We start from the raw sequence: 15771 nt of genomic DNA on the forward strand, positions 1-15771 counted from the left end.
GAAAGTGAGGTGCAACTTAATGCACCTACAAAAAAAACGTATAAGTTTACTAATGCTATTTTTACTAATATTTCAAATTGCCCCTATACAATATTTGAATTTTTCGTGGCCAATCACTAATGCTGAAGCAGTTGACGAAAATAGGGACATGACTTATTCTACGAATTCTACTGTAGGCTTTCAGGCAGTATATAGCGATTCGAAAACAGCTATTACGAATGCTTTTACAGTTTCTGCGCCTACTGGTAAAGTAATTAAAGAAATCTCATTCTTTTTAGGCGGATTACCAGTAAAAACAATAGACTCAGCAGTTGGCTTATCAAGTTGGAGTACTGCAGGTATTAATTTCACTGGAACACCAGTTAAAGTTGAATCTCCAGATAATGATTCTGCTCAAGGCTATTTTGCATGGTATCGTTATTCACCTGGCAGCACAGGTAAAACGCTTGACTGGTATCAAGATGGTGCAGAGGGTTGTGCAAACTATTCAGGAAGAGATTATACGGAAAATGTAAATGGTTCTTTAATGCCTAAGAGCCCAAATTGTGTGGGTGCTAGGTTATCCCTCACAGCTGATAGAAAAAAGCCATACAAGATCTCTTCTAGTGGTACTATCGTTTCATCATCAATTGTCAATGTATCAGACATTACTGCAACTGCCTCAATAGTACCCGATTCAGTTCAAGGACCGGATGGTGTTGATGAGGGAGTTACGGTTGAAACAAAGACTCACTATGTGAGAACCGAAGGAATAACATCTGATAATTACAGAGTATTCTACACGCAAGATTTAAATTATGTTAGTGATTATGTTAAACAGCTCGGACTTCCTGGTGCAAAAGTGATGGTTTATTATGCTGCTTTTAAAGTAAACCTTGAATCCAAAACCTACAAATACCCAGACCACATTAAAATCACTTATGAAACCGCGACTGGCCCTCCGAACTTAGGCAACATCGTCCTTGATGAAGACGGTCGGTGTATTGAGGCAAACAAACCAACAAATCTCCATTTTTCATTTACAAATGTAGGTGGTACTGATGTTACAACTTCATTCAATGTAAAAGTCTTGATTGATGGCGCGACTTTTCAGACCTTTAATTACACTGGTATCCACTCAGGTGAGAAAAAGACAGAAACCTTCACCAAATCATTCCCAGGAACATCCCCTTACGGAATCGCAATTATTATCGATACAATAACCGAAGAAACAATCACCTCTGACAACTCTAAGTCCATACTGGTTACACCTCAATCAACCTGCGCCATCCCCCCTCCCTCAGAAGTAATTTCAGCCAATTTTAAAATTGAAAAACCCACAATTGAATTCGGGTCATATAACGGTATTATAGCGGATGGAATATCCGTTAGTGGCGGCAATGGATGTGCTGTTCAACAGGTCGCCTATACGGTTTCGCAAAATGGAAACTCAAAGGTGTACTCTTCCACCAGCGCTTTTTCATTCAATGTTGGCGGACTACCGCCAGACCCAGGTTGGATGTCTACGGGATCTGCTGTCAGTGTCACACTGAAAGTGACATCTACCTGTGGCGGACAAGCCACGGCAGGGCCGAAGACATTTCAAGTGACTGCACCTGTATCTTGTACATCATCTAATAGCCCGCCAGTAGTACATGTGGGCTGGTTTTATGGCCCCGATGCGTACGGGTTTACGCCTGAGAATATGTTTGCCATAAATGATCGTGTTAGGTTACGAGTAATTCAAAAGCCAGCCATTTATCCGGGAGATCTTGACGAACCCTATGACCCCGACGGAGATCCTTACTTTCTTACATGGGATTTCCCGGGCAGCTCAAGTTCATGGGTAAAACAACTAGCGACCGATTACGATTTATGGAATCACGAACCTGATGGATGGACTTATCATTTCAATGCAAACGTACTAGGCAATCATTCTGTCAAGGTCACTGCAACGGATAAATGCGGTAATCAGTCGGAAACTTCGGCCAACATGAGTGTTGTGCCTCCGAATCCAGTGCCAATTATTACGCTGCCACTTAAAGTAGTGGAAGGGCGTCCGTATACGCCTGCCATTGATGGATCAAGAAGTTATAGCCCATTAAAACGATCCATTGTTAATTACAATTGGTATGGTACTAATTTGCCAATTTACCCGAGCGCAGGGAATTACAATATTAAATTAGATGTTACGGATAGTGGGGGATTATCTTCATTAGAGCCAGCAGTTTCCGTGTTATCTGTACTTGAAGACTTAGCCCCGATAGCTAGTTTAAGCTACAGCAATGTCGCGATCAGAGGCGTTCCGATGAATTTCACGGATCAGTCCTATTCTCCTGATAATGATCCAATAATTGAACATTCGTTAAAATACGTTTGTGATCTAAACAATAACGGGTCACTTAGCGACGAATCATATACAATCGTCACGCTTGATGCCGAAGGGAAATTTGTACTTAATCCTACACGAGTCGGAAAATGTAACGTCAATATTCATATTAAAGAAGGTCTCGGACTAAAAAAGTCGACAAATAAAGATTTCCCATTTGAAATTGTTAATGTAATGCCAGAAGTCGATTACTCGGCTGTCGGACTTCAACCACAACCAGCAAATATAGTGACCGATGCTCCTAATTCAGCGGATCTTATGGGTACAGCTTGGGGTGTATCATCGTTAACATCAGCGAATGGATTTAAGGATTATAGTATTAACTCTACTGACGGATCGTTGGAGACTTTGGGTGGTGGTCCTACGGAGCCATATAAGGGACTTACATCGAACAACATTGTTACATCATCCATTGTTCAATATGCGAATGATTGCCCAAGTTGCGGTAATCAGTATTCTGGCTATTTAGCACCTTTTAGGTATATTCAGAAGGAAAGAATAGGTAAGCGCCAATGGCTCGTAAGTGGGTCAATGTCTCATAGTTGGCCAGGGTATGGCGTCGTTGTTTTGAACGAAGATAGACCCTCGGATCCTTTTTCAAGAATTGATGCGGAATATCCAGCCGTAGATTATAACATTGCTACAAACCAACTCCTTATTAGGGCGGATCCTTATTATAGGAGCACAACAAACATGTTTACTTTTAGAGATTATCTATATCGCCTTACCGACATCATTAATGCCTCTGCCACTGGTCCTATTAATAATTCATGGGCTGGTATGAGGAAAGCGAGTCCTTATTACAATAATACGCAATATAGCGCTGGAACTTACAACTATGGTGAGGGCGTATACATTGCACCGCCTAGTAGTTCAATTCCTTATCCTAGCCAGTATACAATGTCAACGCCAATAAACAATATCTCAATTCCAGTCATGGGCAATGGCAATTATACAAAAATCGACTCTCCTTATAATAGAGATCGGTTAGGTAATTCCTATAAGGAAGTTTGCAGCGATCCATCATGGATGTACACGTGCAGATTGGTTAAGTTTAATACAAGCCGACAAGCGATATGGGACGTTGATTTCGGTGATACTGTAAACAATCCAGATTATATGTGGAAAGTTAGTGCTATCTCCAAAGATAACTCAAAAATAATCGTATCTGCTAGCACTAGCGGTAGCATATACGATTTATCGATGGTTGATTTCTTAGTTGATAATAACACGGGAACAATCATTAAAAGATTTGTGGCAATAGATAATTATCTCCAAGCTGTCCCGGCACAAAATAATATAGATTATTACTTGGGAGCCTATGAAGATACAATTGCTTACGTGCATCAAACTGTTACAGGTTTAGAACCGATGGATTTTCGTACTTCCTGGAATCTGATCTTTTATGATTTGAAAACGGGGGTTTTCCAAGATGCCGGCCAAATCAAAAATTTCAAAGTCTATAGTGAGTATCAGCAGAGCTGTAATTGTGATTCAGAGTATTCTTCAACCTCCCTCATATACGCAAAGCCAAAAGCAATCGTTTCTAACGACGGAAAGTTAATGATTGCAAATTATTTTTCTCATGTATTGGTGTATGACATGCGCACGCATAATCCTATTGTGAGTGTTATTACTACCAAAGATCATCTAGGTAATCCAGTTGATGTAAGCAATTATTATGGTGGAGGATCATCTCAAAGTTATTTAGGTACGATGCATTTAACTGAGGATGGAAGATTGAAAGTTGAATATAGGAACCTTAATGGGGGAACCAATTCCTCACGAGTAGTAACGATCTCTTCTGATCCAGATCTAACATCTAGCAACTCTAGTTACGGCCAACTCATTAGCTCTGGTAATATGGCTGAAGGTGATATCTCCGAGCAGATCAGATTTAGCGCTAACATATATAGCCAAGGAAGTTCTGGCGTATTGTTCAGAATCAAAGATTACAAAAACATGTACAGAACTGAACTTACACCGTCCACGATTAGCCTTGTCAAAATTGTTAACGGCATACCGACCGTTTTGCAAAGGATTTTGAGAGATCAAACGATTGGTCAATATTATGAACTCAAAACGCGAATCCGCGGTAATCATATTGTGGTCTATATGGATGGAGTTCCACTCATTGATGCCTATGATAATGAATTTGCCACCGGCAAGTATGGATCGTACACCGAGGTTCCCTATGTTTCATTCAAGAACTTTAAAGCAATGATTTACGAAAGTGATACTCTTTCAGTAGCTAATCAGGCGATTGTAAATATGCCTATCACGTATAACACAAGTTATACAGATCTTGAAAATGATCCAGCTATCACGGATAAGGCAACATGGACATTTACGAACCTTTCACCTCATAAATTTTTAGATGCAGGCGATGGCGTTTCGGATCCAATTGGAACAAACACGTATAACGGAGTTACCCTTCAAACGCCAAGTCCAAGTTTATCCAGAGTGGGACTATTTAAAGTGGATTTCCAAGAACCAGATGATCCTGCTCCTGCTGGATTTAAGTACCCATCTCCTGTCTTTGCGATGTACCAGAAAATGTCTGATCCTGCTACACACTCAATCATTGTGCATCGCGTACCCATTGCACAGTTTGTAATCTCAGAAAATCCAGATCATACGATTAATTGGGTTGAGACTGGATATGATCCAGACAGGTGGCTGAGCTCAACGAATTATTCAACGGAAGCTACTGGATTGGATTACAAAAATACGCGAGGTATATTCAATAATCGATACAATTATACAACGCCAAGTGGCGTAACCCGATTAGGAAAGCTCACGCGACCTAATGAAACAGGCATATACACAGTCAGAGCAGCTGTGGCTGACGAGTACGGGGCATGGAGCGACTGGGTGGAACAAATGATCCATATTACGATTCCATTGCCAAACCTACCGCCTGCTGTCGTGCTTACTTTCCCGAATGGGACGCAAGCAAGCCCTAGTTACGTAAATACAATGCAACCAACAATTACTTGGAATCAAGCCGATCCAGATGTAGGCACAACTTTTGCCGCATTCCAAGTAGTAATAAAAGATGAATCTGGAAATGTCGTTGTTGACAGTGGTATTAAACCACAAGGAACTACTGCAACCGTACAAGAATGGATGACATCTCAAGCACTAGCTCAGGGACAAAAATTCCAAGTTCAATCACGAGCTTCAGATGGAACCGATTGGTCTCCATGGTCGAATATAGGTTGGATGATTACTAATCGTCCACCAGTTGCCACGATGACGATCCCCACTGGAACTCAAGCTGTACCAACTATATTTAATACGCAGAAACCAATCTTACAATGGACTCAAACTGATCCCGATCCAAGTACAGTTTTTCAGTATTTTCAAATTCAGATCACGAATGAAGCCAATAACATCATGATTTTGGACTCGGGTCAATACTGGCAAGGGACGACCTCGACAACGGGGAGTTGGCAAGTCAATACAAATTTGCCTGCTGGACAAAAGTTAAGAGCACGAGTGCGCACATTCGATGGATTCATTTGGTCAGCCTATTCCCCTCAAACATGGATGGTGCGTGTTGTTCCTGAACAATCTGCGTAGAAATACGCAATAAAATCAGGGGGTCATTAAGACCTAACTTTGTATCGATTTAACAGGGGAAGTTCCTGTTATGTTAGAAGATTGGCTAACATTCCCTAATCCTCCGATATGCATTAGCAAACAACTTTTTCTAGTGTATAAAGCTCGGTGAAGTCGGTGAAAACTGGACCTGTGAAGTGGTTAAGGAAGTAATCGGGGGGCTATAAAACGGCTATGCTGAGAATGACTTCTAGAAGAAGTCTGACGAATCTTTGAATGTAAGGCTCGAAAGTTTGAGGCATTCGAAACAAATGAAGAATGTCGCTCCGCTAAGGAGTGCTATCGAAGATAAACTATTCAGCCATGGAATATCTTCACTAGTCCCATAAAGGATTAGAGTCCTTCGTCCCCCAATCAAGGGCAAAAGGATGGTAGTCGGGTCAAAGAAGACAGCTAAGGTCATATGTAAAGCTAAGATACAAGGAACAACAGAACCACAGAAGGAATTGCAAAGAGCAAGTGTGCTCAATAGTCCTAAACATGGAGGAAATGCCTGTTGAATCTGTGGGGCAGCTGCCTGTAGTAGTCGGAGAACGGGAAAGCCGTTCACATGGCGAAGGGGCATAGTCTAAGAAAATTTATTAATAAATCAATTTGTCAAGGAAGCCGAAGGCACACCTGACTAAAACCAACACCATTCCGAAAGGGGGTGGTCTGTTGGCACAAAAATTTGACTATCTAAAAACCGAGAGAGATTTACGTACATGGCAAGATGAAGCATATGCCATTTCCAAAGGGAAGTTTGAGCAAGGTAATAGACCTTCCTTTAAGGGATTAATGGAAATTATCTCGTCCGAGCCCGTCATCCTAACAGCAATTCACAATATCAAAGCCAACAAGGGTAGCAAGACCCCCGGAAGCGATAGACAAACCATCAGAGAAGCATTTCTTGAGAAAGGGTACGATGAAGTAGTCAGCCAAATACAGGAAATGATGAAAAACTACAACCCGAAACCTGTTAGAAGAGTATGGATACCTAAACCAGGAAAAAAAGAGTTAAGACCTTTAGGGATTCCAACAATCGCTGATAGAGTTATTCAAGAATGTGTGAGAATTGCAATAGAGCCGATTTTAGAAGCTCAATTCTACAAATATTCTTTTGGATTTCGTCCAATGAGGGACTCAAAGATGGCTTTGGAAAGGATAACTAACCTAGTCAAGGATACTGGCTACCATTGGGTCATTGAGGGTGATATAAGTAAGTTCTTCGATAAGGTAAATCACAATGTGCTACTAAAAAAATTATGGCATATGGGATTGAAAGATCGAAGACTACTAATAATCATCAAACGAATGTTAAAAGCTGGCATAATGGATGAGATTAGCGAGAATCCCATTGGGACACCCCAAGGTGGAATTATCTCCCCTATTTTAGCAAATGCCTACCTAGATACCTTCGATCATTGGATCAACAAACAATGGGAGCAAAAACAAACAGAATATAAATATGCAGGAAAGAGACAAAGAGTTAGGGCATTAAAGACGACTAACCTTAGACCTGCATATCTCATTCGTTACGCTGATGACTGGGTAATTGTGACTAACAACAAGAGAAACGCTGAGGAATGGAAACGTAGCATCACAACCTTTCTTAAGGACAAACTCCAACTGGAACTATCAGAGGAAAAAACTTTGATAACTAACGTTAAGAGAGATTACGTCAAATTCCTAGGATACGAATACAAACTTGTTAAAGCATCAAATGAAAATGGTTTTATAACAAGGACTGTACCCAACAGACAAAAACTCAAAAGTAAAATAATAACCATCCATCAAGAAATAAAGAGGTTAAGAAGATTCACAAAAATTGAAGAAGTCATTCATCATATTAACCTCATTAATAGCAAGATACGTGGACTTATTAATTACTACGAGAATGCAACTTGGGTACACATAGTACTTAGTAAATACTCCCGAGTTCTTGGATACGCAGGCATTAATGCGTTGAAAAGGTTCAACGGTCAGTGGGTACCTGCCAATAAGGTAAATAATCTTAACTCAATCCATATGAATTACAAAACTCACATAGCAACCATTACATACTTAGATTCTCTAATAGGAATCACATGTATTGGGTTTTGTAAATGGAAGAAGATTCACCAAAAAATCCCTGATGAAACGCCATATTCTAATCTGGGCAGACAAATCTACCTTAGCCGAACTGGAAAGAAACCTCTGAGAATTCGAGCGGATGAACTATTAACTAATCAATTATCAGAGCTGATCTCTAGAGGCATGACTCGACGCATATATAATTTTGAATATTATCTAAACCGTGCATATGCGTTTAACAGAGATAAAGGGAAATGTAAAGTCTGTGGTGAAGAGATTCTGAATAACTTAGAGACACATCATGTTGACCCTAAGTTATCACTAGACCTTATTAACAGAGTCCCAAATTTGATAAGTACACATAAAACCTGTCATCAGATGATTCACGACAAGAAAGATCATTCCAATTTAGAGAATAAAATTTGGAAGAAAATCTCGGTATTAAGAGAAAAAAATTGATTTATACATAAACATTTCTTAGATGGAACGCCGTATGCCGTGAAAATGGCACGTACGGTGTGACGGAGGGGAAAAGGAAATCCTAACGTAAAGCCGAGGTTTATCCTTACCTATTCCAATTACATTAATCGAGCGCCAATTGCCGATTTCGATTGGGGTCCAAAACCGGTCTGGGAAGGGGATGAGGTCCAGAGTGCAAACATGTCGATTGATCCAGACGGGGATTCACTTTCATATTCATGGACTGTCGAAGGGCCTGATGGGGTTGTGAAGGCTTTTACAACTCGCAATTTCACTCAAAGATTCCTTAAACCTGGCGAGTACAAAGTGACGCTCTCGGTTAACGATGGGATCCTTACATCATCGGTGATCAAAACGATTACCGCATTGCCTCTAACTATACGCTCTGATGTGACTTACACCGATCAGTGGTTGATATTACATAACCAGAAGGGACACCAAACACAGACAATCCCTAAACAATTTTACTCGGGGGAAATTTTTATAGTGAAGAGTCAGAGCTCGCCAGCGCCAGTAGAGGAGGTGATAGCTTGGATAGATACGATTGGTTTAGATGGTCAGAGCTTATTTGTCTCCGAAAAGTTATTACCTCAAGTAGATGATCTCACTATGTTTAGTGGAGAGCTATTCGACAACCAATTTCTATCCCTCACGGAGGGGCTACCTCGAGGCGAACAAATCATTCATTTTCAGATGCGATACAGCAATGGCGTTGTTAAAAAAGAAGATATACCCATCGAAATCATGGGGAATGTCCAGCAATCAGTTGGGGTACATAGAGTGCAATAGCGTGCAACGTTTATCTTTGATAACTGTCTTATTCTTGTAAAAGCAATGAACTAAAAGTGCTCCTATGGTACAATTAATCGATAAAAAGCGAACAAGGGAGAGAGAATACCTTGAACTATCGATTAATCGCACTGGATGTTGATGGAACACTTCTGAATGATGATCACGAATTAACGGATCAAACGATTGAAACCATTCAAGAGGTTCATGATCAAGGCTGTCATATTGTGCTATGTACGGGGAGAGCGCCTGCAAGTACGCTGCCTATTCTTGAGCAATTGGGCTTAGAAGGGACGATGATTACACACAATGGCGCAGTAACCGTTCATGCGGATGAGCGTGGGCAGTCTTTGGTGAACGAGTTTGCTTTTGAGTTATCTGAAATAGAGCCAATGTTGGCCTACGCTCGCCGTGAAGGGATCCACTTTGATGTATGTACTGCGTTTAATATGTATATCGAACGTGTAGGCGAATATGAGAAAATGATGTACGAGAAGTTTCTCATCAGCCCTAAACTCGTGACTTCCGTCTCAGAGCTTGGCGTGCCAATCGTCAAATTTACGCTTTTTGCACAACCCGAGGTGTTGGATCGTGTTCAGCGCGACTGGGAGGAGCAGAAGCTTTACGGACATTTGCGAATGATTCGAAGCGGTGATCTGTTCATCGATGTGATGAGCCCAGTAGCCAATAAGGGGAATGCTTTGAAGGCGCTGGCTGCTACTTTGGAGATAGAATCTCCAGAGATTCTAGCCATTGGGAATTACTATAATGATCTAGAAATGATGGCATTTGCCGGTCTGGGGATCGCAGTTGAAAATTCACCGAACGATGTAAAAGAAGCCGCAGATGCAGTTACTGCTTCTAATAATGATGAAGGCGTACATGAAGCCATACGAAAGTACTGTTTGTAAAATAAATTCAGATAAAATACCTCGGTTTTTGAGGTTTTTTGTCGTTTAAGGGGTTTTTAGTAGAATTTGCCTATGATAGAATGAGAGAAAGAATAATAGACGATGGTGGTGTGAGATGGGGAAAAGTAAAGGATTCAGTGGAAAAGAGAAATGGATTGGGACGATTGCTGGTATAACAGCGATTGCTGCGCCGCTAATGTTGGTTCCGGGACATCTTAGTTATGCTAAACCAATTGAGGAAATAGAGCCAACAGATACGATACATACGATTGTATTGCCACAGAATGGTAAAAAATATATTGATCTAAGAGCACTTTACGGCGGATATTATTTGGATGTTATTTCATCAGGTACAAGCGCAGAAGGAAGGTTTACATCCGAGTATGATGGAATATATGAAATAAATGCAAGTAATCTTGTTACTGGTACTTCTACTTTCACAGTGAGGAACAGCTATGAAGCACAAACTATCATCGATACTTTTGATGTAGTTGTGGTAGAAAACTTTGGAGATCCGGATGAATACGAATTTGACATTTATAATGCGAGTAAATTAATAACTCAAACAACACATACAAAAGATCAGGCTACTGAATTGCTTAAAAATATTAGCTCACAGACGGTTAAAATCACGGATCCTTTTTCTTATCATAATGGTAATACCGCGCCGTATCAGGTATATCCATCTTCTTCGCTGCTCCAAGGTGAAGTTGGAGTACCTATCGAGATCTGGTCCATTCAAGATCAGATTAATACTTATTTTAGAGACGATGATGAAGTAGAAGAGGGAGAAGAAGGTGAAGGTGACTACATCTCACTAGTCTCGGTCGAGAGCAATCAGAAAATAAGTGTATCTCCGAAATACGAGGGAGAAGTCATTGTGGGAGAAGAAATAGTCCCCCTCGTTGAAGGAGATGCTTTTCTTGATGTTGTAGTTACGGATCATAATGGCGGTTTCACGAAGGGACATATTCCTATTCATATTGACCCGTACAATTCACCTCCACAGTTCAAAGCCAATAGTGTGATAGCTAAACATTTTGAAGCATGGAGTCCGGTAACTTCAACGCATGTCTTACATCTATCGGAGAATTCTGAAATTGATCTAAAAGAGATTTTCTTTGATCCTGAAAATGATCAAATGACGTATCAGGTATTTGTTGAGTACAATGGAACGCCTACGACACTAAATCTTGATTCATCAGGTACATTTACATGGGACACGTTGGATAGTTTATTGCATCAGAATGTGTTAAGAGTTACAAAACTTATTGCCTCTGAGGTTAATAATCCGATCGAAAAAACGATACTTAATGTTGATATTCAGCATTCATCGTATGAACCATTCCCAGCATCTTTAGATTTGTACAATTCGATAGGAGCAAATAAGAGTAGTTATATTTTGGATTATACGAGTGAATATGGTTTTGGAATAGATAATACGACAATTACTAACGCTGATATCCAAAATTCAACTTCCGTGACGGCTTCAGTATATGAGACCCGTTTCCTTAAATTTGATGCTAATGATACACCAAACAGTTCAATTTCTAAAATTAAAATATTGGCACATCAAAATGGTAGTTCCAATGTCTTATATCAAGATGACTTTAACTTTAGAGTAATTTCATCGGAGTCGACACCAAATCCATCTGGGAAAGCAGCCATTAGTCCTCGTCCGTTGTATCCTTACTATAATAATGATGGATTTGGCGGTAACAATTACTGGGCTGGAAATGCTATGACGTATTTCAATAATCTAACTGTTACTCCTGAGGAGTTTACTAATTATTGGACATTTGAGACATCATCATCAGTAACGATGTACTTAACTAGCGATGTACCGACAAGTACTTTGGTTACGTTTAAAATTGATCCGAATAATGGGAAGCGTGTTTTCCTTGTGCCATTCATGCAACCGGCAGATGTATATGATCCAAAAGATTGATCCTAACCACATCATCACCCTGATCCAAGCCAACAAACCTCAAGAAGCCGAAGCCGAGCTCTTCCAAGCTATCCGCCAACAACCACTGGAAGCACAGCTGTGGGTTATGCTCGGTGAAACGCTGCTCCTGCAGCATCAAGCTGGTGCAGCGAAGCGGGTTTTTGACCGCGCTTGGCTGCTGGATCCGCAAGCCAAGTGGGTTAATCACATCTACAAGCACATGCAGGAAATGCCGCTTGGCGAGCCGAGACTAGACATCGAGGATCTCTTATCTGTTCCCAAGGTGACGGTGACCGCGGCGATTTTATCACATAATGAAGCTGCGAACATCGCGAAGTGTATCGTTGCCCTGCAAGGGGCCGTGGATGAAATCCTCCTTGTGGATTCATCGACGGATGATACGCGCAGGATAGCTATGCAGTATCCGAAGGTAAAGATTGTCCCGATCGTGTGGGAAGACAACTTTGGGGCCGCACGTAATATCGGCCTCCAGCATGTCCAATCAGATTGGGTCATCTGGATTGATGCCGATGAGGTTCTGATCGCGGAGGATGTTAATGCTATCCGAGAGGTCGCAGGCGTATTCAACCGCTTGAGTATCGTCCCAGCCCTCCATGTCTGGCATTTGAACCGGGTGAAGGATACCATTCAACACGATTTCTCACAAGTTCGGATGTTCCCTGCACAGCGAGGGCTCCGTTACTACGGACGCATACACGAGCAAATCGGCACAGCGAAAGGGATTTATCAGCTCGATACCTATCGTCGAGCAGTAAAAATCAGATTAGATCACGAAGGCTATGATCCCATCGTTCTGCAAAGCAAAGGAAAGCTCGAACGTAATCTACGCTTACTCAAGCTTATGATCGAGGAAGAACCCGAGAATCCAGGTCATTGGTTGTTTTACGGGCGAGAGTCGCTGGGGCTTGGTCATGAGGAGCAAGCACTCGAAGCACTGCTTGAGGCAGAACGACTTGGGTTGCAGACTGCCTTATTCGGCAGGATGCCTGAGATCTACCGACTTCTCATTCAAATCATGCTGCAGCGCAAAAATTATACGGAAGCAGAAGCCTACTGCCACAAAGCGCTCGCGCAGTCGCCTGATTTCCCTGATGCACACTACTTGCTCGCGCAAGTGCGCATGAGGCAAGCGGATGAGCTGCTGCGATTAGCGGAGACGAGTATCAAGCAATCGGTGACTAGCTTGCCGAATTACCGAGGCAGCGTGAGCGCTGATTACCACATTGGCGAGTGGAAGGCGGCAACGTCGTTAGGCGAACTAGCTATGCGCTCAGGGAAGCTGGCTAGGGCGAAGCAAATTTTTTCACAGCTTAAGGACAAGCCAGGAGCTGCGGAAATCATTGCTGCTAAGCTGACTTCCATCGAAACAGAGCGGCAGCGGCTTAATAAATAAAGACGATCACCTAGCCTCAATGGGCTGATGATCGTCTCTTTGTTTTTTCATCTACTATTAGATAACGAATGCGCTAGTGATGATAACAAGAAGGATAAAAAGGACTAAAACTGCAGCTGCTGAGTTACCTACAACTCCTGACATAGACATTCCCTCCTTTCGTGTTGAGTGTTATAAGATAAGATATGTAAGCGGGGGCAGAAGTGTATAGACGAATATCCTGATTACTCATATTTTGGTCGATATTGGGCATGCTACAGAAGAATGACACAAGATCTGTAGAGGAGGCGAGTAAGTCGTGGCCGATATTATGCTAAGACCCGACCTGAAAACAGCAGGCGGCGAAGTCTGCGATATTATGTACAATGGGGAGTTTGTCGGTACGTTAACGCTAGTCTACAGGGAATCGGATCGTCTCAAAGGCGCGATTCATCTGGAGAAGCAGTCGATTACGATTGTGAACAAGCAAGCGGTTTATGATTTTGCACAATCCTATATTCAGGATACCATTGACGCGCTTGGAATCGTCGAGTGCGAAGTTACTGTCAGCTATAGTGATTATGATTTTGTGATTGTGACGGAGCATGCGGTTCAGCCATCAACGTTTCAGGAGGATTTTATGGGAAGTGTAGATCTCCTGCATGATGATGAATTGGACTATTCGTGGTTAAGAGAAGATATCAGTTTGAATGATCAGGAATCGGAACTACCTGCAGAGCAGCAGGACATGTTGGAGGAGCGCAAGCAAGAGAAAGGGTACGAGCTCGTTATCGTTAACGAAAATAGGAGCAGTGTAGAGTACCATGTGTATGACAAGGAGGCAGAGTTGATCGCTGAAGCTGTCTTGCACATTTATGGATCTGAGGTGATCGGAGACATTACTTGGAAATTTGATCCTTTTGATGAAGAAATGGATATTGTCACTGAACTGATGGTAGCTGACTTCAATGAGGAGCAAACGGATTCGTTCGTGTTCCATATGATCTACCATGGAGAGACGGTCGATACGGTGGAGCTGACACATATCGATATGTTGGATTTGGTGGACGACATTCAGTCGGAAGATGATATGTGGATACCAACAAGTGATGACTATTCCATTGTTTTAGTTAGAGATGATTTGGATACGTTATCTTATGAGATTTATCAGCAATCCTACGGTGGATTACCGATTGGGACCGCGACGGTTGATATCAGCTCACGCCAACTGACAGGGTTTATCGATTTTCGTGAGCCAGGCGATTCGGATGATCGAGAATTAATTGCGACACTACTGCTGGACGAACTGGATAAGGAGAAGGAATACGAAACCTTCAATTTATCCATGCTTTATCGGAATAAGCTTATCGACGAAATTATGTTCGAGACGGAACAATTTCACTAATTAATGCACACAAAAAAAGGCATGATCTCTCATCCGAATGAGAGTCATGCCTTTCATGCATTATAATTAGAAGGAGTTGGAAACTGTGATTTGATCTAATGGAAGACGGCCGCCAGAGCGAGCTGGTGATGCAGCCAAACCAAGGCTGATCAACATAACAGGCACATAACGTGCTGGAACGTTAAAAGCTTCTACGAATTTACCAGCATCATAGCCACCCATTGGGCAAGTATCATAGCCAAGTGCTTTCGCTGCAAGCATCAAGTTCATTGCTGCCAAGGAAGCGTTACGAATCGCTTCATCACGAGCGACTTGCGGGTATTGGTAGGCGCCTTCGATTTGTGCTACAAGTGTATCCATCACAGCTTGTGGAAGGAAGCCACCAGCAACAGCAGGACCGAATACGGCTTGTGCATTTTTGTTAGCTTCTAGATCACCAAGAACGGCGATTACAACGGAGCTTTCAACGATTTGTTTTTGACCGTAAGCGATAGGAAGCAATTTTTCTTTCTGTGCTTGGTCATCAATAACTAGAAGCTTCCAATGTTGAAGATTCCAAGAAGATGGTGCCAAGGAAGCGGAAGTCAAAATTTGCTCAAGATCTGCTTGTGGCATTGTGTGCCCAGCTTGGTATTGCTTAACGGAATGACGTTCTTCGATGACTTTCAAAACTTCATTTTGTACTTGTGTGCTCATTAAGGATCCCTCCAAGGATTAATAAGTTCTTAAGTTCTTTATATTGTTGTTCATCCATCCAAAAGCATGCGTGTAAGTCATTGGTAATTGATCGATGAACTGTAT

8 protein-coding genes are annotated in these 15771 nt (G+C 41.8%); 7 read left to right on the top strand and 1 reads right to left on the bottom strand.

Going from position 1 to position 15771, the window contains the following annotated elements:
* Nucleotides 1-19: 19 nt before the first annotated feature.
* From AC58QO_RS08675 to AC58QO_RS08705, 7 genes are all read left to right on the top strand, one after another.
* On the top strand, nt 20-5953 hold the full coding sequence (locus AC58QO_RS08675) for a hypothetical protein (RefSeq protein ID WP_497264891.1): 5934 nt from the start codon (nt 20-22) through the stop codon (nt 5951-5953).
* A gap of 696 nt (nt 5954-6649) precedes the next feature.
* Nucleotides 6650-8503, top strand: a complete 1854-nt coding sequence (ltrA, locus tag AC58QO_RS08680; protein ID WP_497264892.1) for a group II intron reverse transcriptase/maturase — start codon at nt 6650-6652, stop codon at nt 8501-8503.
* A gap of 138 nt (nt 8504-8641) precedes the next feature.
* Entirely contained in the window at nt 8642-9313 is a 672-nt protein-coding gene (locus AC58QO_RS08685) for a PKD domain-containing protein (RefSeq protein ID WP_497265449.1), read from the top strand.
* Nucleotides 9314-9423: 110 nt separating this feature from the next.
* On the top strand, nt 9424-10224 hold the full coding sequence (locus AC58QO_RS08690) for a Cof-type HAD-IIB family hydrolase (RefSeq protein WP_497264893.1): 801 nt from the start codon (nt 9424-9426) through the stop codon (nt 10222-10224).
* 115 nt (nt 10225-10339) lie between these two features.
* A complete protein-coding gene (locus tag AC58QO_RS08695) occupies nt 10340-12172 on the top strand; it encodes a hypothetical protein (RefSeq protein ID WP_497264894.1) in 1833 nt (610 codons plus the stop codon).
* Complete coding sequence (locus tag AC58QO_RS08700; RefSeq protein ID WP_497264895.1) at nt 12156-13586, top strand: glycosyltransferase; 1431 nt, start codon at nt 12156-12158, stop codon at nt 13584-13586. Before AC58QO_RS08695 ends, AC58QO_RS08700 begins: the two co-directional genes overlap by 17 nt.
* A 298-nt stretch (nt 13587-13884) precedes the next feature.
* Entirely contained in the window at nt 13885-14970 is a 1086-nt protein-coding gene (locus tag AC58QO_RS08705; RefSeq protein WP_497264896.1) for a hypothetical protein, read from the top strand.
* Nucleotides 14971-15036: 66 nt separating this feature from the next.
* Here the strand turns inward: AC58QO_RS08705 and AC58QO_RS08710 are convergent, their stop codons facing one another.
* The gene (locus tag AC58QO_RS08710) at nt 15037-15666 is read right to left on the bottom strand and encodes a nitroreductase family protein (protein WP_497264897.1); all 630 of its coding nucleotides are present in this window, start codon (nt 15664-15666) and stop codon (nt 15037-15039) included.
* Nucleotides 15667-15771: the final 105 nt, after the last annotated feature.

The organism is Paenibacillus sp. J31R30 (assembly GCF_059692115.1).

Coding starts and splice junctions, on each gene's coding strand:
- AC58QO_RS08710 (WP_497264897.1), bottom strand. CDS start 15,666: ATGAGCACACAAGTACAAAATGAAGTTTTGAAAGTCATCGAAGAACGT.
- AC58QO_RS08700 (WP_497264895.1), top strand. CDS start 12,156: ATGATCCAAAAGATTGATCCTAACCACATCATCACCCTGATCCAAGCC.
- AC58QO_RS08675 (WP_497264891.1), top strand. CDS start 20: ATGCACCTACAAAAAAAACGTATAAGTTTACTAATGCTATTTTTACTA.
- AC58QO_RS08695 (WP_497264894.1), top strand. CDS start 10,340: ATGGGGAAAAGTAAAGGATTCAGTGGAAAAGAGAAATGGATTGGGACG.